Annotated in this window: 28 protein-coding genes; 4 read left to right on the top strand and 24 right to left on the bottom strand. The window is 61.4% G+C overall.

Annotated elements, in window-relative coordinates; translation table 11 throughout:
• The first annotated feature begins 8 nt into the window (after positions 1 to 8).
• The 4 genes from H3T88_RS06660 (at position 9) to H3T88_RS06675 (ending at position 4,066) form a co-directional block, all read left to right on the top strand.
• Positions 9 to 332: a hypothetical protein gene (locus H3T88_RS06660; RefSeq protein ID WP_198204027.1), complete on the top strand. Its 324-nt coding sequence runs from the start codon at positions 9 to 11 to the stop codon at positions 330 to 332.
• Between the two features lie 13 nt (positions 333 to 345).
• Positions 346 to 2,910, top strand: a complete 2,565-nt coding sequence (locus tag H3T88_RS06665; RefSeq protein WP_198204028.1) for a DEAD/DEAH box helicase — start codon at positions 346 to 348, stop codon at positions 2,908 to 2,910.
• An 84-nt stretch (positions 2,911 to 2,994) separates the two neighbouring features.
• A complete protein-coding gene (locus tag H3T88_RS06670; RefSeq protein ID WP_015021769.1) occupies positions 2,995 to 3,342 on the top strand; it encodes an RNA polymerase-binding protein RbpA in 348 nt (115 codons plus the stop codon).
• On the top strand, positions 3,335 to 4,066 hold the full coding sequence (locus tag H3T88_RS06675; RefSeq protein WP_198204029.1) for an HAD hydrolase-like protein: 732 nt from the start codon (positions 3,335 to 3,337) through the stop codon (positions 4,064 to 4,066). The genes H3T88_RS06670 and H3T88_RS06675 overlap by 8 nt, the downstream gene beginning before the upstream one ends.
• 260 nt (positions 4,067 to 4,326) lie before the next feature.
• On the opposite strand, the gene H3T88_RS06680 is transcribed toward H3T88_RS06675, so the two are convergent.
• The 24 genes from H3T88_RS06680 to H3T88_RS06795 form a co-directional block, all read right to left on the bottom strand.
• A complete protein-coding gene (locus tag H3T88_RS06680; RefSeq protein ID WP_015021767.1) occupies positions 4,327 to 4,923 on the bottom strand; it encodes a MerR family transcriptional regulator in 597 nt (198 codons plus the stop codon).
• A 13-nt stretch (positions 4,924 to 4,936) separates the two neighbouring features.
• Entirely contained in the window at positions 4,937 to 5,380 is a 444-nt protein-coding gene (locus H3T88_RS06685) for an FHA domain-containing protein (RefSeq protein ID WP_110417160.1), read from the bottom strand.
• A 6-nt stretch (positions 5,381 to 5,386) separates the two neighbouring features.
• Positions 5,387 to 6,220: a DUF881 domain-containing protein gene (locus H3T88_RS06690; RefSeq protein ID WP_015021765.1), complete on the bottom strand. Its 834-nt coding sequence runs from the start codon at positions 6,218 to 6,220 to the stop codon at positions 5,387 to 5,389.
• Positions 6,221 to 6,224: 4 nt separating this feature from the next.
• The gene (locus H3T88_RS06695; protein WP_015021764.1) at positions 6,225 to 6,557 is read right to left on the bottom strand and encodes a small basic family protein; all 333 of its coding nucleotides are present in this window, start codon (positions 6,555 to 6,557) and stop codon (positions 6,225 to 6,227) included.
• Between the two features lies 1 nt (position 6,558).
• Complete coding sequence (locus tag H3T88_RS06700; protein WP_198204030.1) at positions 6,559 to 7,515, bottom strand: DUF881 domain-containing protein; 957 nt, start codon at positions 7,513 to 7,515, stop codon at positions 6,559 to 6,561.
• Positions 7,508 to 8,131 carry a CDP-alcohol phosphatidyltransferase family protein gene (locus H3T88_RS06705; RefSeq protein ID WP_198204031.1) on the bottom strand — a complete coding sequence of 208 codons (624 nt, stop codon included), beginning with the start codon at positions 8,129 to 8,131 and terminating at the stop codon, positions 7,508 to 7,510. Before H3T88_RS06705 ends, H3T88_RS06700 begins: the two co-directional genes overlap by 8 nt.
• A 4-nt stretch (positions 8,132 to 8,135) precedes the next feature.
• On the bottom strand, positions 8,136 to 8,987 hold the full coding sequence (gene hisG / locus H3T88_RS06710) for an ATP phosphoribosyltransferase (RefSeq protein ID WP_198204032.1): 852 nt from the start codon (positions 8,985 to 8,987) through the stop codon (positions 8,136 to 8,138).
• 50 nt (positions 8,988 to 9,037) lie between these two features.
• Positions 9,038 to 9,301 carry a phosphoribosyl-ATP diphosphatase gene (locus tag H3T88_RS06715; RefSeq protein WP_198204033.1) on the bottom strand — a complete coding sequence of 88 codons (264 nt, stop codon included), beginning with the start codon at positions 9,299 to 9,301 and terminating at the stop codon, positions 9,038 to 9,040.
• A 31-nt stretch (positions 9,302 to 9,332) separates the two neighbouring features.
• Positions 9,333 to 9,998 carry a ribulose-phosphate 3-epimerase gene (gene rpe / locus H3T88_RS06720; protein ID WP_110417155.1) on the bottom strand — a complete coding sequence of 222 codons (666 nt, stop codon included), beginning with the start codon at positions 9,996 to 9,998 and terminating at the stop codon, positions 9,333 to 9,335.
• A gap of 90 nt (positions 9,999 to 10,088) precedes the next feature.
• Positions 10,089 to 11,000, bottom strand: a complete 912-nt coding sequence (lgt, locus tag H3T88_RS06725) for a prolipoprotein diacylglyceryl transferase (protein ID WP_198204034.1) — start codon at positions 10,998 to 11,000, stop codon at positions 10,089 to 10,091.
• A 37-nt stretch (positions 11,001 to 11,037) separates the two neighbouring features.
• Positions 11,038 to 11,928 (bottom strand): tryptophan synthase subunit alpha, encoded by an 891-nt coding sequence (gene trpA, locus H3T88_RS06730; protein ID WP_198204035.1) that lies wholly within the window; start codon positions 11,926 to 11,928, stop codon positions 11,038 to 11,040.
• Positions 11,928 to 14,033 (bottom strand): tryptophan synthase subunit beta, encoded by a 2,106-nt coding sequence (trpB, locus tag H3T88_RS06735; RefSeq protein WP_198204036.1) that lies wholly within the window; start codon positions 14,031 to 14,033, stop codon positions 11,928 to 11,930. The genes trpA and trpB overlap by 1 nt, the downstream gene beginning before the upstream one ends.
• A 43-nt stretch (positions 14,034 to 14,076) precedes the next feature.
• Positions 14,077 to 14,511 (bottom strand): phosphoribosyl-AMP cyclohydrolase, encoded by a 435-nt coding sequence (gene hisI, locus H3T88_RS06740; RefSeq protein ID WP_110417151.1) that lies wholly within the window; start codon positions 14,509 to 14,511, stop codon positions 14,077 to 14,079.
• 191 nt (positions 14,512 to 14,702) lie between these two features.
• Positions 14,703 to 15,479, bottom strand: coding sequence for an imidazole glycerol phosphate synthase subunit HisF (gene hisF / locus H3T88_RS06745; RefSeq protein ID WP_198204037.1), 777 nt, complete (start codon positions 15,477 to 15,479; stop codon positions 14,703 to 14,705).
• A 114-nt stretch (positions 15,480 to 15,593) separates the two neighbouring features.
• Entirely contained in the window at positions 15,594 to 16,781 is a 1,188-nt protein-coding gene (gene rlmN / locus H3T88_RS06750; RefSeq protein ID WP_198204038.1) for a 23S rRNA (adenine(2503)-C(2))-methyltransferase RlmN, read from the bottom strand.
• A 64-nt stretch (positions 16,782 to 16,845) separates the two neighbouring features.
• Complete coding sequence (locus H3T88_RS06755) at positions 16,846 to 17,835, bottom strand: phosphatidate cytidylyltransferase (protein ID WP_198204039.1); 990 nt, start codon at positions 17,833 to 17,835, stop codon at positions 16,846 to 16,848.
• 25 nt (positions 17,836 to 17,860) lie between these two features.
• Positions 17,861 to 18,415 carry a ribosome recycling factor gene (frr, locus tag H3T88_RS06760; RefSeq protein ID WP_198204040.1) on the bottom strand — a complete coding sequence of 185 codons (555 nt, stop codon included), beginning with the start codon at positions 18,413 to 18,415 and terminating at the stop codon, positions 17,861 to 17,863.
• 113 nt (positions 18,416 to 18,528) lie between these two features.
• Positions 18,529 to 19,284, bottom strand: a complete 756-nt coding sequence (gene pyrH / locus H3T88_RS06765) for a UMP kinase (protein WP_015021750.1) — start codon at positions 19,282 to 19,284, stop codon at positions 18,529 to 18,531.
• Between the two features lie 231 nt (positions 19,285 to 19,515).
• Complete coding sequence (gene tsf, locus H3T88_RS06770) at positions 19,516 to 20,367, bottom strand: translation elongation factor Ts (protein ID WP_198204041.1); 852 nt, start codon at positions 20,365 to 20,367, stop codon at positions 19,516 to 19,518.
• 27 nt (positions 20,368 to 20,394) lie between these two features.
• Positions 20,395 to 21,264: a 30S ribosomal protein S2 gene (gene rpsB / locus H3T88_RS06775; protein ID WP_015021748.1), complete on the bottom strand. Its 870-nt coding sequence runs from the start codon at positions 21,262 to 21,264 to the stop codon at positions 20,395 to 20,397.
• Positions 21,265 to 21,489: 225 nt separating this feature from the next.
• Positions 21,490 to 21,972, bottom strand: a complete 483-nt coding sequence (locus H3T88_RS06780) for a peptide deformylase (RefSeq protein WP_198204042.1) — start codon at positions 21,970 to 21,972, stop codon at positions 21,490 to 21,492.
• Between the two features lie 3 nt (positions 21,973 to 21,975).
• Positions 21,976 to 23,958, bottom strand: coding sequence for an AMP-dependent synthetase/ligase (locus H3T88_RS06785; RefSeq protein ID WP_198204043.1), 1,983 nt, complete (start codon positions 23,956 to 23,958; stop codon positions 21,976 to 21,978).
• Positions 23,959 to 23,996: 38 nt separating this feature from the next.
• Entirely contained in the window at positions 23,997 to 24,551 is a 555-nt protein-coding gene (locus H3T88_RS06790) for a hypothetical protein (RefSeq protein ID WP_015021745.1), read from the bottom strand.
• 199 nt (positions 24,552 to 24,750) lie between these two features.
• Positions 24,751 to 25,875 carry a GuaB3 family IMP dehydrogenase-related protein gene (locus tag H3T88_RS06795; protein WP_198204044.1) on the bottom strand — a complete coding sequence of 375 codons (1,125 nt, stop codon included), beginning with the start codon at positions 25,873 to 25,875 and terminating at the stop codon, positions 24,751 to 24,753.
• Between the last annotated feature and the right edge of the window lie 143 nt (positions 25,876 to 26,018).

Consider the following 26,018-nt stretch of genomic DNA (forward strand, 5'->3'; position numbering starts at 1 on the left):
GGAGTGCCATGCCTGGATGGATCTGGATTCTTCTGGTGATCTTCATGCTGGCCATGCTGATTGGCGGAGCCGTCTATGCCATCCGCCACGCCATGGCAGCCGGCCGCTCAATCAGGCGGGTCTCGGATGATCTGAACCGCCACATGCCACAACCCCCGGCAGCAGGGCAGTCCCAGGTAACGGATAGGACAAAAGGTCCGGCCTTCGCCCTGCCCCTGTCACAGTCAACCGAGCGATACAGTCAGGCCCATTCCCTGGTCCTGCAACGCAAGGAGCAGCGCAGAAGGAACCACAGCCGTATCTGGCGGCGGTGGAAGCAATTCAATAGGTAGTTCTTGGAGGAACATGTCAGGTCATCGTCACCACGGACAGGATTCATCAGCATCCGAACCGGGGCCGGCGGAACGCTACGCCCGTTTCAGTCGTAACCGCAAACGCATGACCGGAGCGCCCGCACGTTTTCAGTCCAAGTTGCCCTTCCCTCTGGACGACTTCCAGTTGGAGGCCATCACCGCCCTTGAGGATGGCGACAACGTCCTGGTGGCCGCTCCGACCGGCGCCGGCAAGACCATTGTGGCGGACTTCGCCGTATTTTTGGCCCAGGAGCAGAACGTCAAGACCTTCTATACCACCCCCATCAAGGCCCTGAGCAATCAGAAATACCATGACCTGGTCGACCGCTATGGCGAGGATCGGGTGGGGCTGCTGACCGGCGACACCTCCATCAACTCCGAGGCGGACATCGTGGTCATGACCACCGAGGTCCTGCGCAACATGCTCTACGAGCAGTCCTCCACCCTGACGGCCCTGAAGTACGTAATCCTGGATGAGGTCCACTATCTGGCCGACCGCTTCCGGGGGCCAGTCTGGGAGGAGGTCATCATCCATCTTCCGGCTTCCATCCGAATTGTGGGGCTGTCGGCAACCGTGTCCAACGTGGAGGAATTCTCCGACTGGATTTCTTCGGTGCGTGGGCGCACACATCTGGTGGTCTCCGAGCGCAGGCCCGTGCCGTTGGAACAGCATGTCCTGGTCCAGGCCGACAGGCATACCGAGCCCGAAATCCTGGACCTATATCGGCACGACGGCTCAGGACGGCAGACCCCAAAGATCAACCCGCGTCTGGTCTCCCGGCTGGCTCAGCTGGACAAGACCGGACAGGAACGTGCCCAGGCCCGCGACCAGGGGCACCACCACCGTCATGGCCGCGGCGGCAGGCCGGAGCGACGAATGGGGGAGCGGTACCGTCCAAGCCGGGCCGATGTGGTCGATGAGCTTGACTTCATGGATATGCTGCCCGGTATCTACTTCATCTTCTCCCGAACCGGCTGCGACCAGGCCGTCCAGCAATGCATCCGGGCGGGGCTGCAGCTGACCACTGATGAGGAGGCCCGCCGCATACGGCACATCGTGGACTCCATGGCAGCCGGCCAGCTCAGCAAGGAGGATCTCAAGGCCCTGGGATTCTCCCAGTTCCGCTTCGCTTTGGAGCAGGGCTTCGCCGCCCACCACGCCGGCGTGGTCACCCTCTTCCGGCAAATAGTCGAACATCTGTTCGAACTGGGACTACTCAAGGTGGTCTTTGCCACCGAAACCCTGGCCCTGGGCATCAACATGCCTGCCCGCTGCGTGGTAGTCGAGAAGCTGGAGAAGTTCGACGGCACCGGCCATGTAGCCCTGACACCCGGTGAGTTCACCCAGTTGACCGGTCGGGCCGGCCGGCGCGGAATCGACGACATCGGCCATGTGGTGGTGGTCGACCATCGGGACTTCAGCCCCAAGACCATGGCCGCCTTGTCCAGCAGGAGGGTCTACCCGCTGCACTCCAGCTTCCGGCCCACCTTCAACATGGCCGTCAACCTGCTCAACTCATCCAGCTACGGGCGTGCCCGGGATACCCTGGATCACTCCTTTGCACAGTGGGAGGCCAACCGATCAGCCTCGGAACTGGAGGAACGCATCGAAACCCTGACCAGCGGCCTGGAGGACTACCGAAAGGCAGCCCGGTGCAGCCGTGGCGATCTGATTGAGTTCATGCGCATCCGTGCGGCTCTCTCCTCGGCCCAGAAGAATGATCGCCGCCGCTTGAAGCGTCAAAGGTTCACCAGTGAAAAAGCCCGCGACCGGGCCTTCCGCGACCTTGATCGGCACATCGACCAGCTGCGCGAGCAGGAGCGCAACCATCCCTGCCGCCAGTGCCCGGACCTGCCCAAGCACCTGCGCTGGGGGAACCGGTGGATCCGCATGGACAAGGAGCTGCAACGCACCCGTGAACAGTACGAGTCCAAAACCGGGTCAGTCTCGCGCCAGTTCGACAGGATCTGCCAGATTCTGGCAGACCTGCACTACACCCGTCCCGTGGATCCTGACGACTGCCGACTGACCAGGAAGGGTCAGCTGCTCCGGCGCATTTACAGCGAGCAGGGTCTGAGCCTCGCCGAGATCCTGGACCGGGGCATCCTCAACGATCTGGAGCCCGCAGAACTGGCGGCCGCCGTTTCCGGACTGGTCTACGAATCCCGACGTGGGGTAGGGGAGCAGCCGGGGGAGAGGGCCGGATACAGAGCTCACAGGCTGGTCGAGGCCATGGAGGATATGAAGCGTCAGTGGTCCCAGGTGCAGGAACGCTGTGATCAGGCCGGATTGGAGCTGCCCCCGGAACTCGACTTTGGCTTGGGGCCAACCATCTACTACTGGGCCTGCGGCGACTCGCTGACCGCGATTCTGCGTGACAGCGATCTGACGGCGGGGGACTTCGTGCGCAACGCCAAGCGCCTGTCCGATGTGCTCACCCAGATCGTTCAGGTGGAACCCTACCTGGGAAGGGGAGGGCATCACCTGGCCAGGACTGCCAGCATCGCCGCCGACCAGGTCAACCGAGGCATTGTGGCTTATACGGGCGTGGAGTGAACACGGCCGTATATAGGGAATAAGTTTCAGGTCAACACTGTTCTGTAGCTTGGAAGCAGTGACGGACACGAGTATGGAGGAATCATGGCAGAGCGCAGTCTTCGCGGCATGAGTATTGGGGCGAAGTCCCTGGAATCCGATCAGAATGTGGACTTTGCGGCACGCAGCGAGGTCGCCTACATCTGCCCAAAGGGCCATCGGACCATCCTGCCCCTGGCCGAGGGCGCTGAGGTGCCACAGGAGTGGGAGTGTCGCTGTGGGCAGATCGCTCATCTTGAGGGGCATGACGAGGAGGAGTCCGGCAAGACCGGCAAACCGACCAGGACCCACTGGGACATGCTGCTGGAGCGTCGATCCGAGGACGAGCTCAAGGCCGTTTTGGACAAGCGCCTGAAAATGCATCGCGAAGGATGGTTCCCTGACTATGAGTAAATCACCGCGCCGTCTGGTTCTTCTGGACCTCGACGGCACCCTGACCGCATCACATCCAGGCATTATCGCTTCCGTAGTGCAAACTTTTAAGGATCTTGGTTATCCCGTGCCCAATGATAGCGAGCTTCGCAGATTCATCGGACCGGCCGTGAAAGTATCGTTGCGCCGCAACGGCGTCAGGGAGGAAGACCTCGACAGGGGCGTACAGATATACCGACGCTATTACAGCGAGATGGCATCATTCGAGGATCCGGAGCATCCTGGGCAACACATCCCTGGACGCCTGCTCGCCACCGTTTTCGACGGCATCCCAGAGCAGCTGAATCGTATACACGAGCGTGGTCTGACGTTGGCCGTGGCCACCTGCAAGCCTGAGTATCAGGCCCTGCCCGTCTGTGATCACTTCGGATTGAGGCCACTGGTAGATGGAGTCTATGGCGCCAGTAAGGACTCCACAAGGGTCACCAAGGATCAGGTCATCACCTATGCGCTGGAGCAGCTTGGTTTCGATGCCGAACACGGCGATCGGGCCCTTATGGTCGGCGATCGCTGGACTGATGCCGATGGTGCTCAGGAAACCGGTCTGGACTGTCTGGGATGCGGCTGGGGCTATGCCGAGCCCGGAGAACTTGAGTCCCACGGCTGCTACCGTGTCATCGACCAAGTCGACCAGTTGTTCCAGGCCGCCGAGGATTACTTCGACAAAGAACAGACTCAGCACTGAGTCGACCAGAACTGTATCCTGCCTTTTAGGGACCGCCTAGGGCCACCCGAGATTACCAGGGTGGCCCTTTGCCATCTGTGAGTGATGCTAGTGAAACGTCACCAAATTTGACCACAATAGATCGACCATGAATCGCTGGAAAATGGCAAAATCGTAATCATGACCTAGTAAGCCGATAATGTACGTTATGTCAAATTACTTATTGTTTTTCTCCCCTATTTGAGCCGCACATGGCTTCCGTACAATGTTGTACTCATCGATCATGCGGCCCGCTGACGCTGCTCGTGCTGGTGCTCCAGACGCTGGCGCAGACGCATGGCAGTCAGCTCATCGATGGGCCGCTCAGGCAGACCTGGTGTCAGCTGTCCAGTAGTCAAATCCACATGATCGCAGGTCTGCAATTCCAGATCCATGCGATGCCAGATTGCGCCCACAGAGATAGCAAAAACGGCACGCCCGGACTGCATCAGTGCGAAGACCTGATCCGGGCCTGAGCATTCGGTGACCTGATCACCGTCGCAAACCACGGTCACATGCTCAAGCTGACCGACAGTCCGACGCTCAAGATAAGCCACGGTACTCGTTGCGTTGACCAGGTTGACGCCGGCATCCAGGAGGCGCTTGAGGACAGCCAGGATGACCACATCCTTGAAGGAATAGAGCCTGCGAGAGCCCGAGCCATGCGAGGCCTTGATTGACGGTTCCACAATCCGCTTGCGGGCCCAATAATCCAGCTGCCGATAGGTTATGCCCGCCACCTTGGCCGCGACCGATCCCCTGTAGCCACGGGTCGTGCCTTCGGCCTGCTCAGGTGAAAAGAGTTCCCCTTGCACCAGCGTCGGCACCTCTTCGGCCATGTCAAGCCCCCTGTCAGTTCTTGGCGATGACTGCCCGATTATCGAAGTAGACCAACCGGAATTTGCCGATCATGATCTCGTCGCCGTTGTGCAGATCGGCCTGATCCACACGTTCACGGTTGACGTAGGTGCCGTTGAGGCTGCCCGTGTCCTCGACACGGAAGCCATGATCAGTCCGTACGAATATGGCGTGCGCTCGGGAGACCGTTGAGTCGTCCAACAGAATATCCGCCTTCGGATCGCGGCCCACGCTGACCTGGTCCTCGTCCAGCAGATAGCGGGATCCCGACACCGCTCCCCTGGTGGAGATCAGCAGGGCTGTACCCTCAGGCAATCGGGCCATGGTCTCCAGGTCGTCCTTGGTCAGTGGACGGTCACCGTTGGAGGTGACTGGAATGTTCAGGGCCGGCATGCCGATGATGGTCGTCTCGCCCGCAGTGGGAATAGGTTCTGTCATAATTGCCTATTCTACAGGCTTTGCATACTGGTAGTCCTGCATGCGTCGAACCTGGTCGATTTTGACACTATCGGACTGCTCCACGGAAACGGATGCATGGAATTGCACCTTGATCCGCGAGCCCACTCCCCCAGCGATCTGTATGGCGTTCTGCAGGCTGTCCGGATCCCCGATGGCCTTCACGACGTAGGGACTCTGCAACTTGGTGTGGTCGCACTGCAGGCCGGTTCGGGTATCCAACAGATAGGTATTGGTGACCACCCGGACATCGTTGAAGGATATGACCTCGGCCCCTGCATTGCGCAGCTCCTCGATCAGGTTGAACATGGTGGAGGCATCCACACGGTCGCTGTCCTCGGTGACCGTCACCACCACTCCCCTGCCCTGGGCCGGCAGCCGTCCGGACAGGATGCCGCTGCTCTGCTCGTTCTGCTGGGCGATGCGGGCGGCTTCCTTTTGCTTGTCGGCAGCGGACTTGATGGAGGTCAGCTGCTGGTTGAGCTGGCTCTTGCGCTCCTCCAGCTTGTCGACCTGGTTGCTGGTCTCGTCCAGCACCCGCACCAGTTCTTCCTCGGATAGGCTCTGGTAGGAGGACTGATTATTGCGCACCTGGACGGCGTACCCGAAGCCCAGCAGGGCGCACATAAGGGCCACCAGGACGCTGGTGACCAGCCTGACCCTGGTGGCGTTGGAGTTGAGCGTGCGTAGAGGCCGCCGGCGAACCACCGGGAAAGCTCCGGTCTGCGTATCGTCGGATGGAGCTCTGACCCGTCCAGGCCGTCTGGGCGGAATGCTCTTGGGCATCTGTTCATCGCGCTTCTTCCTGAAGGTGTGTCTCATATGCTCACCCCTTGAAAATGAAGCGCCGAATAGCGGAGACGTTGGAGAAGATGCGGATGCCCAGAACCACGATGACGGCTGTGGACAGCTGGGAGCCCACACCCAGCTGGTTGCCCAGGAAGACCAGAAGGGTGGCCGTGATTACATTGGAGATGAAGGAGACCACGAAGACCCGGTCCGAGAAGCTGCGCTCGAAGTATGAACGGACCGCGCCCATCAATGCATCAAGGGCGGCCACCACCATGATGGGCAGGTAGGGCTGCAGCACGATGGGAATGTCGGGCTTGAGGAAGATACCCGCAACCACGCCCAGGATCAGGCCGAGAATTGCCGACATGTCAATGACTCCTTCCGGCATATGACAGATTGGGCAGACCGACGGCATTCAGATTCAGACGCCGTTGCTTGCTCACATTGACGGTGATGTTCGCATTCTTCAGATCGTGCAGACGGTTCTGCAGATCGCTGCGAGACATCAGATCAGAGAGAGCATTCTGGTCGCCTATGGCCTCAATCTTGTAGGGTGCCTCGATGGAGGCGGTCCCCACCAGGATGGTCTGACCGGCTGTGCGCACTGAAGTCTGTGTCCCTATTCTATTGCCGTTGATGGCAATGGCCTCGGCTCCCGCAGACCAAAGCTTGGTCAGGAACCACTGCAGGTCCTGGTCGGTGACCAGTTTAATCTGATCGGCATTGTCCCGGACATCCTTGGACGCAATAGGGTTGGCCAGGGTGATGACGATACCCTGGCCCTGCACCTTGCTGGTGCCGTTGGTCAAATCGTCTGCGATTTGCGTGCTGTTCTGGCCTTGGCCACCCACTTGACCCGAAAGCGTGTCGATATTGCCGTTGAGGTCCGAGATCTGCCCGTTAAGGTCGTTGGCACGCTTGCTGACCGCCTCCACCTGGGTTATCAGCTTTTCACGCACCTTCTGACGCGGGTCCCTGTGCAGTACCTGCACTATTCCCGTGCCAGCCAAGCCGACCAGCACGCAGATGACGAAGACCAGGACCCTGTTCACCCAGATGCTCAACGGTGATCTGCGTTCAGCAGGCAACAGGCGTGCATCCTCGAACATGGGATCCATGGGACGGTTGGTCAGATCATCAATCAGCCTCAGGGACTCATCGGCCATTCGCCGCCGGATGGACTCCTGGGAGGGCTCAGAGCTCTCCTCATCCACATAGTGGCGTTCAAGGCCAGCACTGGAATGCGAAAAAGCCGCCCGCCGGTGAATGAGGGCACGGTCGGGCGGCACGGGGAAGGATTCAGGCGTCATCTGCGGTTCAGTCATGGTGGCGGTCCTGACGGTCCTGGCGAAGCAGCCCGATGCCTTGACGTGCGTAAATCAGCCCTGCCAGCCAGTAGAGCGCCACACCCCAGATGACAGCCGCAAGAGCCACCAGATGGAAGAAGCGGAAGAAGGTCGAGGTACCCACGTCTGCAAAAATCAGGGCAGGTATGGCCAGCATGAGCACAGCCGTCCCGGTCTTGCCCGCGAAATGCACCGGCAGAGGACCATAGTCGTGCTGGGCCAATGCCAGAACAAGCAGGCCCATGAGCACATCCCGGGCCCCGACCAGGGCCAGAAGCCACCAGGGCAGAATGGAGGCGATGCTCAGAGCCAGGACGGAGCAGAGAATAAGCAGGCGATCGGCCACCGGGTCCAGAATCTGGCCCAGCTTGCTGACCTGGTTGAACCTGCGGGCAATAATCCCATCCACACCGTCTGACAAGGCCGAAATCAGCATGACCACCAGGGAAATGATCAGATGTCGGTTGGCCACCAGGTAGGCAATAAGGGGTATGGACAGGATACGAAGCAGGCTGATGACATTCGGTACGGTGAGAATCACCGACCTCGGCTCAGGGCTGTACCTGCTGCGTGAAATTCGATCGATCAGTGCCATCCGACTACATTCTAGAAGCTTGGAGGGCTGTTACAAGGATGGCGCGCGCACCGATCTCATAGAGCCTGTCCATCAGGTTGTTCACCTGGTCCCTGGGCACCATGGCCCTGACGGCCGCCCACTGCTTGTCGTGCAGGGAGGAGACCGTCGGCGACTCATAACCGGGCGTGATGGCTACAGCCATTGCAACGCGCTCGACCGGGATGTCGTAATCCATCAACACATAACGGCGGGCTGTCAGCACACCCTCCAGCCTGCGGGACATGACTGCCAGACGCTCATCATTCGGATCCAGGTGTGGCGATCTGATGAGAATCCCCTCGGATTCCAGGATGGGATCGCCGAAGACGCGGAGCCCGGCATTGCGCAAGGTGGTGCCGGTGGAGACCACATCAGCGATCAGGTCTGCCACACCGAGCTGGACTGAGGACTCCACTGCCCCATCCAGGTGGATCAATTCGGCCTTGAGTCCCTTGCCGGCCAGGTAATCACCAAGAAGCCGGTCGAAGGTGGTGGCGATCCGCTTGCCGTCTACATCCTGTAGATTCCTGATACTGCTGGATTCGGGAGCGGCGAACCTGAAGGTGGATGCGCCGAATCCCAGCTGGGTGACCTCGACGGCCCCGGTGCCCGAGTTCAGCAGAAGATCACGCCCGGTGATGCCCAGATCGATGGTTCCCAGACCGACATAGACCGCTATGTCGTTGGGTCTTAAGTAAAAGAGCTGGATGCCGTTGTCAAGGTCATCGACCACCAGCTGCCGATCGTTGGAACGCAGACGATAGCCAGACTCTGACAGCAGCCTCCATGCGGGCTGGGACAACATGCCTTTATTGGGCACCGCGACCTTCAACACGGCAACCTCCTAATTGCGGAAGCGAATCTACAGCGGAATGGGATTGGGGGTCACAGGTACCTGTAGACATCCTCCAGAGTGATGCCCCGATCGATCATCATGACCTGGATGTGATACAGGAGCTGGCTCATCTCCTCAGCCGTCCGCTCCTTACCCTCATACTCGGCGGCGATCCAGGTTTCCCCGGCCTCTTCATTTACTTTCTTGCCGATGAAATGCGTGCCCTTGTCCAGTTCGTCCACTGTCAAGGACCCTTCTGGGCGCTCCTTGGCCTTGGTCGTGAGCTCCTCAAACAACCCATCGAAGGTCTTCATCTGGCTATCTCCATTCTTCCTGCAAAACCTGTCAGTCCTTGTAGCTTACCTGCGCGGCCTGTCTGATCCGGTCAATGGCCTTGGCCGGGTCATCAGCGCCATAGACGGCGGAGCCCGCAACCAGGACATCGGCTCCAGCCTCTGCCACGATGGGAGCCGTAGTGGGGCTTACCCCGCCATCCACCTGGATGTGGGTCTTAAGACCACGGGCGGTGATCTGATCACGCAGGCGGCGGGTCTTGGGCATCTGATTGTCCAGGAACTTCTGGCCGCCGAAGCCTGGCTCCACGGTCATGACCAGAATCATGTCAAACTCATCGAGAATATCGAAGATGGGCTCCACCGGTTCGGCAGGGCGCACAGCCAGGCAGGCCTTGACCCCCATGTCGTGCAGCTGGCGGGCCAGACGGACCGGGGCATGGACGGCTCCGGTGTGGAAGGTGACTGAGGCGACACCCAGCTTGGCGAATTCGGGGGCCCAGCGGTCGGGGTCCTCAATCATCAGATGCACGTCCACCGGCAGATCGGTCACCTGGCAGATGCGCTCCACCACGGGCTCACCAAGCGTCAGGTTGGGAACAAAATGATGATCCATCACATCCACGTGGACCATATCGGCATTGGCAATAGCCTTGAGATCCCGCTCCAAGTTGGCGAAATCGGCGGAAAGAATGCTGGGTGCTATCTGAATGCTCATGGAGATTATTCTATGTTGAACGGAAGACGGGCGGCACCGGTTTGTGGCTCAATTGCAAAGGTCCCGACTCTCGGGCAACCGACCCCTGTCCTACTTGCTCCGGGCCTCGGATTCCTGACGTATCTCGAGCTCGGTGATGGTCCTCAGCTTTTCGGACAGCAGGGAGGTCGGCTTGCCCTTGCGCGCTATGAGTACGAAGGCCGCGGCCGCCAGGAAGAAGACAGTCATGGACACCCAGACATTGATCCTGACACCCAGGAATTCGTGGGCGAAGTCGATACGAAGGGCCTCGATCCAGGTGCGCCCCAAGGTGTACCACATGACATAAAGGGCGAAGAGGGACCCGGCCTTGAGGATGTTCACCGCCTTGTGGCCGATCCAGACCAGAATGGCCGCGCCAATCAGGTTCCAGATCATCTCATACAGGAATGTGGGTTGGAAGAGGGTGCCGGTCGGGCAGGTGGCCCCGTCATAGCACTGTTCGCTGCTGCCGATGGCGGAACCTGCGGCATCGATCTTCAGTCCCCAAGGCAGTGTGGTGGGAGCTCCGTAGAGCTCCTGATTGAACCAGTTGCCCAGCCGCCCGATGGCCTGTGCCACCAGGAGGGCAGGAGCCACGCTGTCTGCCAGCAGGGCGGTCGGGTAATTCTTGTGGCGGCACCAGGCCCAGGCCGCCAGGGCTCCCAGGAGGACCGCACCCCAGATGCCCAGGCCTCCACGCCAGATGCGCAGAATGTCCGCTGGGTTGCCATCAGCCCCGAAATACCGCTCGGGTGTGGTGATGACGTGATAGAGCCTTGCGCCGACGATGCCGGCCGGTACCGCGCAGATGGCGATGTCCAGAATCTGATCGGTCCGGCCACCTTCCTTCTTCCAGCGTCTGGCCGTAATCCAGGCAGCCACGATGATGGCCAGAAGCATGGTCAGGGCATAGAACCTGATGGTGACCGGCCCCAGTTGGAAGCTGGATATTCCCGGCGATGGAATGTAGGCAAGCGTCATAAAGCCCCAATCTAGCCTCTGGGCCTTACAGCCCTACTCACTTCCTGGCCTGGGAGATGCCCCAACGCAGATCAGAGCAAACCTCAGCCAAGGCCTCCAGTGCCTTTCTGCGGTCCTTCCGCGGCCTGCCCTCGTCATCCAGAAGACAGTGAACCAGGGCTGATCCGACGATGACCCCGTCCGCGTATGCGCCGACCTGGGAGGCCTGCTGGGCGGTCGAAACCCCGATGCCCACGCACACATAAGGAGCGCCCGCATGCCTGACTCTCGCCACCAGGTTCTGGGCCGAGTTGGACATGCTGGTTCGCTCTCCGGTCACACCCATCCGGGATGTCGCATAGACGAAGCCTCTGGCAGCTCGGGAGGTGAGCTGCAGACGTGCATCGGTGGAGTCGGGCGAGACCAGATAGACCCGGTCGAGGCCATAGCGGTCCGACTGCTCTATCCATTCCCCGGATTCGTCGACGATCAGATCCGGGGTGACCAGCCCGGATCCTCCGGCTTCGACCATGTGTTGAGCAAAGTCCGCTACCCCATGATGCAGAATCAGATTCCAGTAGCTCATGACCAGAGCCCTTGCACCGTCCGCCTGGACCTGTCGGACCGCATCGAAGACGCCTTCGACCTTGACGCCATTGTCGATGGCGCACTTGCTGGCCGCCTGGATGACCGGGCCATCCATGACCGGATCGCTGTAGGGCAGTCCGATCTCGACGATGTCGACCCCGTTTTTCACCATGACCCGCATGGCCTCCAGGGATGTGGGCACGTCGGGGAATCCATAGGGGAAGTAGCCAATGAAAGCGGGTCTGCCTTGCTGGCGGAGGGCCTGCAGCGTGGATGCCACCGGGCTGGCCGCAGAGCTGAACCCCTTGGGCTGGACGGGCTGGGCGGGGGCTTTCTGCCATTGCCATTGCTGGTTGACCATCAGCGGGCCTCCTCTTCTGTTTGACCGCTCTTTCCGTGCCCGGCCTGGGCTTCCAGAGCGCTGGCCTCCTGCTCGGACAGGTAACCGAACCATCTGCCCGCCGTGGCCACATCCTTGTCGCCCCTGCCCGAGATGTTGATCAGAATGACAGGATTCCTGATTCCCTTGCGCAAAAGGTCGGCGGCCGCCTTGCTGGCTCCGGCCAAGGCGTGCGAGGACTCCAGGGCAGGGATGATGCCCTCGGTCCGGCAGAGGTCGCTGAAAGCCTGCATGGCCTCCTTGTCGGTCGCATAGTCGTACTTGACCCGGCCCATGTCGTGCAGCCAGGCGTGTTCAGGTCCCACGGAGGCGTAGTCCAGGCCAGCGGAGATGGAGTAGGTGTCCATGGTCTGGCCCTGGTCGTCCTCCAACAGATAGGACTTGGTTCCCTGGAAGACGCCGACCTGGCCTGTACCCGGCGACAGGCGAATGGCGTGCTCGCCCGACTCGGGCCCGTTCCCGCCGGCCTCGTAAGCGTAAAGGGAGACCCGGGGATCGTCCAGGAAGGTGTTCATGATGCCTATGGCGTTGGAGCCTCCACCGACGCAGGCGACAACCCCGTCAGGATGGTCGATGCCATATGCAGACAGCTGAGCGGAGGCCTCTTCGCCGATGATCTTCTGAAAGTCCCTGACGATGGTCGGGAAGGGGTGGGGGCCGGCCACCGTACCCAGCAGGTAGTGGGTGGACTCCACGTTGGTCACCCAGTCGCGCAGGGCCTCGTTGATGGCATCCTTGAGGATCCTGGTCCCGGTGGTCACCTCGACGACTTCAGCTCCCAGCATTCGCATCCTGGCCACGTTCAGGGCCTGCCTGCGCGCGTCGATCTGCCCCATGTAGATCCGGCACTTGAAGCCCAGGAGGGCACAGACCGTAGCGGTTGCCACGCCGTGCTGCCCGGCGCCGGTCTCCGCTATGACACGGCTCTTGCCCATGCGCTTGACCAGGAGCCCTTGGCCCAGGGCATTGTTGATCTTATGGGCGCCCGTGTGGTTAAGGTCCTCCCTCTTCAGGAAGACCCTGACCTGGCCGCCGACCCGATCGCTGATCAGCTTGGCGAAGCGAGGAGCCGGGGTCAGGGCCGAAGGACGCCCCACATAGACCCGGTTGAGTCTGTTCAGCTCCTCGCTGAAGGCCGGATCAGCCTTGGCCTCCTTGTAGACACGCTCCAGCTCGTCAAGGGCGCCCACCAGGGCCTCGGGGACGAAACGTCCGCCATAGGGTCCGAAATAGGGACCGTCATGTGTCGAGAGGGGCCTGGCCTCGGCGGCCTTGAAGCGGTGACCGGCCTGGACCAGCAAGCGGACCGTACCCTCCTGGTCCTGGGAGGTGACCAGACCCTCCCCTATCAGGACCGCATCGGCCCCTGCCCGGGCGTACTGCTCCAGCTCGACCGTCCCGAACACTCCGGACTCGGCCACCTTGACCACGTCCTTGGGCAGGTTGGAAGCCAGCCGGGCATACTGGTCAACGTCAACGCTCAGGTCCTTCAGGTTCCGGGCGTTAATGCCGATTACCCTGGCACCGGCCGCTATGGCCCGCTCGATCTCCTGACGATCATGAGTCTCGACCAGGGCGGTCATGCCCAGGCTCCCGGCCAGGGCTAGCAGGTGCTTGAGGCGGGTATCATCCAAGGCCGCGACAATCAGCAGGATCATATCGGCGCCATTGGCCCTGGACTCCCAGACCTGGTAGTCGGAGACGATGAAATTCTTGTTAAGCACGGGAATGCCCACGGCCTGCCTGACCTGCCGCAGATCCTCCAAGGACCCCAGGAAGCGTCTGCCCTCGGTCAGGACGGATATGGCCGAGGCGCCCCCGTTGGCATACTGCCGGGCCAGAGCGGCGGGATTTTTGATGTCGGCAAGATACCCCTTGGAGGGCGAGGCGCGCTTGATCTCTGCGATGATCGGAATGCCGACGCTCTCCCTGAGCAGTCGGGCGGCATCCAGGGGTGTGCGCTTCATGCTCCTGACCTGTTGCTTGAGGCTTTCCAAGGGAATCTTCTGTACCCGGCCCCTAGCATCTTCCACGGCGCCGGCCACCAGTTCATCCAAGACGGTCATAGAGCCCTTCCCTCCAGTTTCCTGTGTGTTCCCTGCCACAACCTTAGCGTCTTTCTGCACTGGATGGCCCTTCCTGGCTCTGCATTTCCGCCTGAGTACGATTACCCTGTACCGCCGGAAGCGGTCCGCCGGCTTCGAAACACGACCTGGTCCCGGTATGGCAGGCGGCCCCCACCTGGTCCACTTCGATAAGCAGCGCGTCCCCGTCACAGTCGATGCTGACTGCCTTGACGTATTGGACATGCCCGGAGGTGTCCCCCTTGCGCCAGTATTCCTGCCTGGAGCGGGACCAGAATGTGACTCTTCCTGTTGTCAGGGTCCGTCTAAGGGCTTCCTCGTCCATGTAACCGACCATAAGAACCTGGCGGCTGTCATACTGCTGGACCACTGCGGCCACAAGTCCCTTGGCGTCCTTCTTGAGCCTGGCCGCTATGCTCGGGTCCAAACGTGCTTCCTGGTCCTTCGAAGACTGTGACATTGATCCTCGTTCTCCTTGATGATTCAACTGATGATTCAACTGATTGATTCAGCTGATTGATTCAGCCAGTTTGTCCGACATATCCTCGTCGGTCGCTTTTTTATGGTATTGGGTACGGTTTCCCGATTGCTGCCAATAGGACCTGCAAATGCCATGCACCGCATGGTGCCGAAATTCTCTGCGGGATTGGTTCAGGCCTGCCATCGAACCGGATACCCGGCCGCATGGAGCGCCTGCTTGACGTCCTTGATGGACACCTGTCCAAAATGGAAGACGGAAGCCGCCAGGACCGCATCGGCCCCGGCCTTGACAGCGGGAGGAAAATCGGCGGCCTTGCCTGCCCCGCCGCTGGCGATGAGCGGAAGGGATACCGCCTTGCGCACGTCGGCGATCATCTCCAGATCGAATCCCTGACGGGTGCCGTCCGCATCCATGGAGTTGAGGAGGATCTCACCGGCTCCGAGTTCCTGGGCCTGCTTGACCCAGTCGATGGCATCGATGCCGGTGGACTGGTGTCCGCCCATGGTGGTCACCTCATATCCCGAGGTAATGCCCTGTGCATCGGATCGGCGGGCATCGACCGAGAGCACCAGGACCTGGCGACCGAAGCGGTGGGCGATGTCGCCGATGACCTGCGGGTTGGCAATGGCTGCTGTGTTGATGCCGACTTTGTCAGCCCCGGACCGCAGAAGAGTGTCGACATCCTGCGGGGTGCGCACGCCTCCGCCGACGGTCAGCGGGATGAAAATCTGGTCGGCGGTGCTTTTGACCAGGTCCACCATGGTGGCTCGCCCGCTGCCAGAAGCAGTCACATCCAAAAAGGTCAGCTCGTCGGCTCCCTGTTGGTAGTAGGCGGATGCCAGTTCGACCGGGTCACCCGCATCGCGCAGATTCTTGAAGTGGACGCCTTTGACCACACGACCCTGGTCGACATCAAGGCAGGGAATGACACGAACCGCTACCGTCATGCGACCTGCCTTCCTGCCTGAACCGAATTGTTTGAGTCACGACACTAGCTTCTGCAGTGTCGGAAGACTACCGTATGTCCACACTATGGCATGGCCACACTGCAAAAGGCCGAATCAGGCCTGAAGCTTGACGGCCTTGGCTGCCAGCTGACCACAGGCGCCGTCGATGTCCGATCCGCGGGTGTCCCTCATGGTCGCAGTGATGCCGGCCTTGTGAAGAATGTCCAGGAACCGCTGCTCATCCTCAGGCTTGGAGGCCGTCCAACGAGACCCTTCAATCGGATTCAGAGGTATGGGGTTGACATGCGCCCAGTCGTCCCCGTAGTGGTTGAGGCGCTTGGCCAGAAGGCGGGCATGCTCGGCCTGGTCGTTGATGCCGCGCATCAGGGCGTACTCGATGCTGACCCGTCTGCCGCTGGCCAGGTAGTAGTCGTGGGCTGCATCCAGAACCTGGGTGGTGTTGAAGCGCCTGTTCATGGGCACAAGCTCGTCGCGCAACTTGTCGCTGGGGGCATGGAGGGAGACGGCCAGACGGACCGGGATTCCCTCCTTGGTCAGCTTGCGGATGCCGGGGACCACGCCGACCGTGGACACAGTGATATTCCTGGCCGAGATGCCGAATCCCTTGGGTGGCAGGGCGCTGATCTGCCTGACTGCGGAAAGCACGGCCCGGTAGTTGCCCATGGGCTCGCCCATCCCCATGAAGACGATGTTGCTCAGACGACCCGGGCCGCCCGCCACCTGTCCGGACCTCATCATCTTGGAGGCGGCCCTGACCTGTTCCAGAATCTCTCCGGTCGACATGTTCCGGGTCAATCCAAGCTGACCTGTGGCGCAGAAGGGGCAACCCATGCCGCAGCCGACCTGGCTGGAGATACAGAGGGTGGCCCTGGAGGGATAGCGCATGAGCACGGACTCGATCCTGGACCCGTCGAAGAGCTCCCAGAGGGTCTTGATGGTGGTCCCCTGATCCGCCTTCTGAACGGTGACCGGGGTTATCAGTTCAGGGAAGAAACGGTGTGCGGCCTCCTGGCGGTTGGCCGCGGGGAAGTCCGTGAAGTCGTCCGGGTTGGTGGACAGATGGTTGAAGTAATGGTTGGCCAGCTGCGAGACACGGAATTTCGGCAGGCCCAGTTGGGCGCAGACCTCCTGCCGCTCCTGCTGGTCCATGTCCGTAAAGTGGCGCGGCGGCTTGCCTCGCCGGGCATGGTCGGCAGCCAGAACGTCCCTGAAGGCCCCATCCTTGCCTCCTGGGGTGATGCCTGTTTCAGGCTCGGCACCGGTGATATCGACATCTGTCATACCTCTACCTCATCCTGTATCAGCCAACCGACAGCCCCTCTGGGCATTGGGCCATCGATTCCGGTCACAGGCCAGTGACCAAAAGGACCAGTGTGATGAATGGTGCGGACATGAGGATGGAATCAACCCTGTCCAGCACCCCGCCATGGCCCTTGAGCAGGTGGCCCATGTCCTTGATCCCCAGGTCGCGTTTGATCAAGGATGCACTCAGGTCGCCCAGCGTGCCTGTGGCTCCGACCATGATGCCCATGAGCAGGGCGACCCACCAGATCCGTCCCCAATCCGCCATGGGATAGGTGGCCGCGAAGATGACCAGGGCGCCGACCAGGCAGCAGAGCATGGAGCCTGCCAGTCCCTCCAGCGACTTGCCGGGCGAGATGCGGGGCGAAATCTTGTGCCTGCCAAAGAGCGAGCCGAAGAGTAGTCCACCGATGTCGCTCAAGGCGGGCAGGAAAATCACCATGAAGGCATGTGCGGCAGGGTGCCCGCCGAAAGTGGTGGGCAGGGTTATCAGACAGGCCAGGAGGGTGATGTAGACAACAGTCAGGAGGGTGACACCCACATTGGCCAGGCTGCTTGACCGGACCTCCCCATCTGCGGTGCCGTAGGAGGCGTCGGCCATGGTCTGCGCATCCTGGCTCGACAGCTTGGCGTTCACCGCCTTGAGCAGACGGCCACCCAGGCGATGATTGCGGGTGGCAGAAAGGGCTCCGACCAGGGCAGTGACCAGAACACCTGCAGTCATGACCGCAACATGGTCCGGCGCGTAGAAGGAGGCCAGCATGGTGGCCGCCGAGCAGATCCAGAGCTCGACAACCGGTATATGCAGCCCCGCCGTGGCAAAGTCCACCCTGAGCTCCCAGAGCCCCAGGGTCATGAAGATCACGATCAGGTAGATGAATGCGTCGATGCGCACCAGGATGCAGGCCAGGATGATGACCACCAGAAGCGCGCCGGTAGCCACCGCCTGTGGCATGTTGCGCCCGGTCCGTTTGTTCAGGGTTGCGACTGCATCCTGACCTGCCTTCTCGGCTAAGCTTTCCTTGGTACTCATGAAGTGTGGACCCTCCCCAAGCGGATCAGACCTCGAGGATCTCCTTCTCCTTGGTATCCAGGAGCTGGTCGATCATATCGTTCTTCTGCTTGGTGACGGTCTCCAGCTCCTTCTGCAGCCGGTTGCCTTCATCCTCGCCCAGGTCGCCATCCTTGACCTTGGCCTCCAGCTCCTCCTTGACCTTGCGCCGGATGTTGCGGACGGCCACCTTGCCCTCCTCGGCCTTGTTCTTGGCCAGCTTGACATAGTCCCGACGGCGCTCCTCGGTCAGTTCGGGCATGGTGACCCTGATGACGTTGCCGTCACGGCTGGGGTTGACGCCCAGGTCGGAGTCGCGGATGGCCTTCTCGACCGCTCCCGCCTGGGAGGGGTCGAAGGGGGTGACTGCCAGGGTGCGGGGCTCCGGCACGCCAATGGATGCCAACGACTTGATGGGCGTGGGAGTGCCGTAGTACTCCACCATGATGTCGTTGAGGAAGGAGGGATTGGCACGCCCGGTCCTGATTCCCGAGAAGTTCTCCTTGGTCGCCTCGATGCTCTTGTCCATCTGCCTTCCGGCCTGGTCCACCACTGTGGTCATGATCTGCTCCTTGCTGTATGGACCATCCGCCTGTGCGCGCGAGGTCCGTCATTCTTATACTCTACGGCCAGGGGGCCACGGGGCCAAGCGGCACGGGGTGTGCCAGCATCCGGCTACAGGGTACGATCAGGACCACCGTGGACCAGGGTGCCCAGACGCTGGCCTTTGAGTGCTCCGGTCACGTTGCCTTCGCCTTCAAGCCCGAAGACACGGATGGGCATGTCATTGTCCCGGGCCATGGACAGCGCCGCTGCATCCATGACGGCCAGGTTGTCCACCAGGGCCCGCTGGTAACTCAGATTGGTGAACATGCGCGCAGAAGCCTGCTTGTGCGGATCGGCCGTGTATACACCGTCCACCCCGTTCTTGCCCATGAGAACCTCGACGCAGTGGATCTCCAGGGCCCGCTGAATTGAGACGGTGTCGGTGGAAAAGTAGGGCATGCCTGATCCGGCGCCGAAGATGACCACGCGCCCCTTCTCCAGGTGACGGATGGCCTTGAGCGGAATATAAGGTTCGGCCACCTGGCCCATGGTGATGGCTGTCTGCACCCTGGTGGCCTGACCGTCCTGCTCCAGGAAGTCCTGCAAGGCCAGGCAGTTCATGACTGTGCCCAGCATGCCCATGTAGTCGCCGCGCGAGCGTTCAATGCCGGCCTGGCTGAGCTCTGCTCCACGGAAGAAGTTGCCGCCGCCCACCACGATGGCCACCTGAACGCCGCTCTGCACCGCCTGGACGATCTCCTTGGCCACACGCTTGACCACCTGCACGTCGATGCCGACCTCGCCTCCCCCGAAGGCCTCTCCGGAGAGCTTGAGCAGCACACGACGAGGCGATGCTGGGTTTTGCGCTGAATCGGATCCGGTCATAAAAGCCCTTTCTCCAGACATGATGACGGGCGGAATACGCCGCTAACAGGGTATCCGGGCTGGGCGACAACCCCTTCCCGAATAGGCGAAGGAAAGAGACTCAGGCAATCGGCCTGGGAGGAAAGAAGGGGAGCGGCCACGAAAGCCGCTCCCCTACCATCAATGCCAATCGTCTGCCTATCCCTCAGGTGGGATCAAGCGGGACGACACCGGGCATTTCTGGGCTGCCAACTACTCCTCGTCGCCCTTGCCGACCTCGAGACGGGCGAAGGCCAGAGCCTTGCCGCCAGCCTGCTTGAAGAGATCACCAATGGTCTTGGAGGTGTCCTTGACGTACTGCTGCTCCAGCAGGACGGTCTCCTTGAAGAAGGCGTTCAGACGCCCCTCGACGATCTTGGGAATGATCTTCTCGGGCTTGCCTTCAGCCTGGGACTTCTCAGTGGCCACGCGACGCTCGGACTCCAGCACGTCGGCCGGCACATCCTCGCGGCTGAGCCACTTGGGGCTCATGGCGGAGATCTGGAGGGCCACCTCATGAGCGACCTGGGCGCCGGCCTCATCAGTGGCGATCATGGCCACGATGGATGGGGGCATCTCCACGGACTTGCGGTGTGCGTAGATCTCCACACGGGGACCTTCGACCCGGGCCACCTGGCCGACCTTGACGTGCTCATGGAAGAGCGCGCCGGCCTCCTCAACGGTCTCCTTGACGGTGCCGGACTTGGATGGGGCGGCATCGACCTGCTCGGCGTTGGAGGCATCAGCCTTGGCCACGTCGTCGATGACCTCCTGGCCGAACTCGACGAACTGAGGGGTCTTGGCCACGAAGTCGGTCTCGGAGTTGAGCTCGACGGCATAGCCGATCTGGCCCTGTCCACCCTCGACGACGGTGGAGGCGATCAGGCCCTCCTGAGCCTTGCGGCCCTCACGGGCGCCTGCGGCCTGGATGCCGGTGGCGCGGATGATCTCCTTGGCGCGGGCCATGTCGCCCTCGGCCTCGGTCAGGGCCTTCTTGACGTCCATCATGCCGGCGCCGGTCTGATCACGCAGCTCCTTGATCAGTGCAGCGGTGATTTTTGCCATGAAACTCTCCTATCTAGACGCCAGATTTCAGGCGGCCTGATCGGCAGCTGGGGTCTCCTGCTGCTCTTGCGCAGGCTGCTCGGCCTGGGGAGCCTGGGCGGTCTCCTGGGCCTGCTCCTGCGGCTGTCCATCCTTGTTCTCCAGCAGGTTCTTCTCCCACTCGGCCATGGGCTGGTCGGAGGCCTCCTCGGTCTTGGCGGCCTTGCCGGAGCGCTCCAGCAGACCGTCGGCCACGGCATCGGCCATCAGCCTGGTCAGCAGCTCGACGCCGCGAATGGCATCGTCGTTGGCGGGAATGGGGTAGGTGACGAGCTCGGGATCCGTGTTGGTGTCCACCAGGGCAACGACCGGGATACCCAGCTTGTTGGCCTCGGAGACGGCCAGGGCCTCCTTGTTGATGTCGACCACGAACAGGGCCGAAGGGGTACGGCTCATGTTGCGGATGCCGCCCAGCTGACGCTCCAGCTTGTCCTTCTCGCGACGCAGGAGCAGGAGCTCCTTCTTGGTCAGCCCCGAGCCGTGCACGTCGTCGAAGTCCATCTCCTCCAGCTCCTTCAAGCGGCCGACCCGCTTGGTCACGGTCTGGAAGTTGGTCAGCATGCCGCCCAGCCAGCGCTCGGAGACGTAGGGCATGTTCACCCGGGTGGCCTGTGCCTTGATAGCCTCCTGGGCCTGCTTTTTGGTCCCCACGAAGAGCACGGTGCCGTTGTGGGCCACGGTCTGCTTGATGAAGTCATAGGCCTGGTCGATCAGACCGAGCGACTTGAAGAGGTTGATGATGTGGATGCCGTTGCGCTCCATCAGGATGTACTGCTTCATCTTGGGGTTCCAACGACGGGTCTGGTGTCCGAAGTGGACGCCAGCCTTCAGCATTTCGCTCATGGTGATCTGTGCCATGTCCGTACCTTTCATTGTCGGTTATTGCCTGGCCATGTGCACCTGCGTGCAACTCCGGGGAGCCGACCGACACAGGACGTCGCGGACATGGCGCGAATTTGCGGCGTGTGTTCGGGAATACTCTTGGCGCGCCTGCCCACCCGTGACAGCGGACCTGCGCATTGACACGCCGAATTATTATGATACCCGAGGCCAATGACCTCGGGTACCGTGTTCGCCCTCTGCCTACCTGGCTGATCTCAGCTGCTGCATGGCCTTGCGGCGGACATCGCTCTCCAGCCGATCCACATAGACATGGCCGTCCAGGTGATCGCACTCGTGCTGAATCATCCGACCCATGATGCCATGGCCTTCCAGAGTCACCGTCTTGCCGTCCAGGTCGATCCCGTGGGCTCGGGCGTAGTCGGCCCGCCTTGTCGGATACCAAAGGTTGGGCAGGGAAAGACACCCCTCCTCGCCATACTGTTCGCCGGAGGTCTTGTCGATGACCGGATTGATGATGTAGCCCACCTTGCCGCCGATGTTGTACGAGAAAACACGCAGGCCCACGCCTATTTGATTGGCCGACAGGCCGGCCCTGCCAGGGTCGTCGACAGTGTCGACCAGGTCACGGACCAGACCGCGCACAGCCGGGGTGATGCTGGTCACAGGATCGCAGGGGGTGCGCAAAACCGGATCGGGAACCACTCTGATTGTACGAATCGCCACTGCTTACTCCTCGTTATCCCGGCCGTCGCGGCCGTCCTTCTCGTCCTCCGGGGCTGCTTCCTCCTCCTGGCGGCCATCCCGCTTGCGTCCGGTCATGCTGGCCAGGGAATCGCTCATGGTGGTCCGTGCCCTGCTGACGATGTCGTTCTCCTTGGCGGCCGGCTTGGCTGGCGTCCTGGGCGCATAGAGGACCTTGTCCACAAGTTCGGCATACTGGCGGAGCACCTCGGGGCGCACCACCTTCAGGCTGGGGGTCAGGGTACCGTCCTCCTGGCTGAAGTCCTTGTCCAGCACCAGGAACTTGCGCACTGACTCGGCCCGCGAGACATTGCAGTTGGCCTTGTCCACATACTGCTGGATGAAGGCATGGATGGCCTCGTTATGACTGGCCTGCTCCATGCTCATGTCAGCGTCCAGACCCTGGGAGGTCAGCCAGGACTTCAACATGCCGGCATCCAGGGTGACCAGGGCGCCCACGAACGGCCTGCCGTCGCCCACGACAACGGCCTGGGAGACTATCGGGCAGGTGCTGATGACATCCTCCAAAGGCGCCGGGCTGACGTTCTTGCCGCCGGCGGTGATGATGACGTCCTTCTTGCGGCCGGTGATGAAGACGAAGCCCTGGTCGTCGATCTGGGCCAGATCTCCGGTGTGCAGCCAGCCGTCTTTGTCGAGAACGGTGGCATCCAGCTCAGGTTGATGGTAATAGCCCATAAAAACGCTGGGGCCCTTGACCAGAAGCTCGTCATCGTCGCTCAACCTGACCGTGATGCCCGAGCCTGGGCGGCCGACCGACCCCACCTCGTTGGCATCCTCGAAGTTGACGATGCATGGGGCCGCCGTCTCGGTCATCCCATAGCCCTGGATGAAGGTGATCCCGTCGATTCCGTTGAAGAAGTGGGCCAGGTCGGCATTCATGGGCGCGCCGCCGCAGGCCAAATAGCTCAGGTTGGAGCCCAGGGCGGACTCGATCGTGTTGCCGACGGTCTTGGTATAGAAGGCGTGGGCCAGGCGGGTCAGAGGCGAATGGCCGCGCCCTTCCTGTTCGTCCTTGGACCACTTGACGAAATGCCTGGTGGCCTTGGCGAAGACCTTGCCGGCCATGCCGGTACCGGCCTTCTGCGAGGCGGCGTTATAGACCTTCTCGAATACACGGGGCACGCCCAACAGATAGGTGGGACGGAAGGTGCGCAGATCGGTCAGCAGGTGCTTGGCATTGGAAACATACCCGACCACGCCCTGGGCGCCGATGGCCACGTACTGGATGTAGCGGGCAAAGCAGTGGGCCAGGGGCAGGAAGAGCATCAGGCGGGAGGGCGCTGCCAGCATGTGGTAGAGCACGTCCCAGCCCACGAAGACGATATGGACGAAGTTCCGGTTGGAGAGCATGGCGCCCTTGGGCTCCCCGGTGGAGCCCGAAGTGTAGACGATGGTGGCCAGGTCGTCGGCCTTGACCTGGGCGATGGCCTCATCCAGGCGCTCGTCATCGATCCCCTGGCCGAATTCGCTGACTGCGTTCAGGCCCCCTGCTTCGAAGTTGAAGACATACTTGAGCTTTGGCGATGACCCCCGGACCTGCTCCAGAATCTGCGCATGCTCCGAATCTCCGGCGAAAGCCAGGACACAGTCCACGTCCTGGACGATCTTCTGTGCCTGGCTGGGCGAGTCGGTCTCATAGATGGGCACCGAAACCGCTCCGATGGCGGCACAGGCGAAGTCCGTGACCCCCCAGTCATAGCTGGTGGAGGCGTAGATGACTACGGTGCTGCCTTTTTCCACACCCAGGGCCATCATGCCCTTGGCCACGGCCCGAACCCGTGCGGACATCTGCCCGGCCTTGACATCGTGCCAGTTTCTGGTCATGGGATCCTGCCACTGGGCAACCAGCTCCTCAGGATCGCGGGCGGTGCGTTTTGCCAGGAGCGAATAGATGGTGTCCTTGTCCGTCGTCGGGTGTTGAAGCTCGACCGTATATTCACGCAACATACCCACCATCATATGGGCGACCCCGCCAAAGCCGCCGCCTAGCCCATGTCGAAGCGCACACAGACCCAGCGCGAACCGCTTCTTGCAACGATCAGGTTGGTCAGCACAGTACGCTCGCCGACCAGGAATCCGATGGTGGTTTCGTACCGGTCACGGTCCACACAGTAGAGCTCGACCAGTTTAGGAATCAGCGGCAGGTAGGCCATACCGACATGATCCGCCGTGCGGACCATGCCCAGATGTTGATCACGCATCAGTCTGGCCAGTACAGCCAGCCGTTCCATGCAAACGCGGTTGAGCACACGGTCCAGGCTCTTCATCGGCAGGCGGCCCCGCAACACATCGAAGACCCTGGATGCCAGCGCACACAGATTGACAAGAATTCGCTTCAAATCCCCCGACAGACCCTTATGACCAGCAGCATCCGCCGGCCGAACGAAGTTGACGGTTCGCACTGTCAAATTGATGTTTCCAAGACCCAGTGGCACCTGCATACAGGTAGACGGCCACCAGCCGCCAAACCCCTGCCCTGTCGAATCCTCGATTGTCCGATCCCGATCCCAAGTCGGCGTCAGATCCATATACTCCGTCATACTTCTCACCTCGCACTTCTATGTGCTTGTTCCCCCTCCCATGCCGGCGAGGTGCACTGGGCAAACGACGCAACGACAACGATTACGTCCAGAGTATGAATGCGCTGAGGCATTGTAAAGGCCGGTTCGGGAATGTGGTCAACCTGAACCGGCCCTGATGCGGATTGTGGATAAATGGACTGTGAATGCCCTGTCTTGTTTAGCAGCGAGGAGCAGGAGTCACTGCCACACGGCACTTCTGGAAGTTCTTGACATCCACGTAGCCGGTGGAAGCCATGGCCCGGCGCAGGGCCCCAATCAGATTCAGGCTGCCATCGGTGCGATCGCTGGGGCCGAAGAGTATGCGCTCAAGGCTTCCCACCTGGCCGACCTGGACCCTGCGACCCCTGGGCAGATCAGGATGATGGGCCTCGGCCCCCCAGTGCATGCCCTGGCCGGGAGCCTCTGTGGCCTTTGCCAGGGGCGTGCCCAGCATGACCGCGTCGGCCCCCATGGCCAAGGCCTTGACAAAGGAACCCGAGGTGCCGGTCTCACCGTCGGCGATGACCTGAACGTAGCGTCCACCCGACTCGTCCAGGTAGTCACGACGCGCCTCGGCCACATCCGAGATGGCCGTGGCCATGGGGGCCTGAATTCCGATGGTGGCGGAGTCGGTAGAGGATGCTCCCCCGCCGAACCCGACCAGCACCCCGGCGGCCCCCGTGCGCATCAGATGCAGGGCGGCCTGGTAGGTGGCGGCCCCGCCAACGATGACCGGAACGTCCAAGTCGTAGATGAACTTCTTCAAATCCAGGGGCTCATGTCTGGTGGAGACATGCTCAGCCGAGACCGCCGTGCCGCGGATCACAAAGAGATCCACACCTGCATCGACCACCGTGGTGTAGAACTCCTGCGTACGCTGAGGGGAAAGGGCTCCAGCCACCGTGACTCCGGCCTTGCGAATCTGCTGCAGACGGCGGGTGATCAACTCCGCCTTGACCGGCTCCCGGTAGGCCTCCTGAATGACCGCAGTAGCCTGCTCCGGCGAGGCATGGGCTATTTGGTCCAACTGCGGACGCGGATCCTCGTATCGGGTCCACAGTCCCTCCAAATCCAGCACACCCAAACCGCCTAACCGTCCTAGGGCGATGGCCGTCTCGGGGCTGGTCACCGAGTCCATGGGCGCTGCCAGTAGGGGCAGGTCGAACTCGTAGGCATCCACCTGCCAGGCCGTGGAGACATCCTGGGGATCCCTGGTCCTTCTTGATGGGAGTATGGAGACATCATCGAGCGTGTAGGCCACCGTGGCCTTTTTGCCGAGGCCGATTTCGATTTCCTGTGTCATGTCTGCCAGCCTAGCGCCTCATGATGACGCTCTGGCGTGCTACGAGCGGGTTACGAGCATGGGAACAGAGGGTAACAAACCTAGGATAGAACTGTTCGCGAGCGCAACTGCGGCACCGGGGCAGGATCGGGCCCCGACCCGCC

The sequence above is a fragment of the Bifidobacterium sp. W8110 genome (assembly GCF_016101375.1).
Lineage (GTDB): Bacteria > Actinomycetota > Actinomycetes > Actinomycetales > Bifidobacteriaceae > Bombiscardovia > Bombiscardovia asteroides.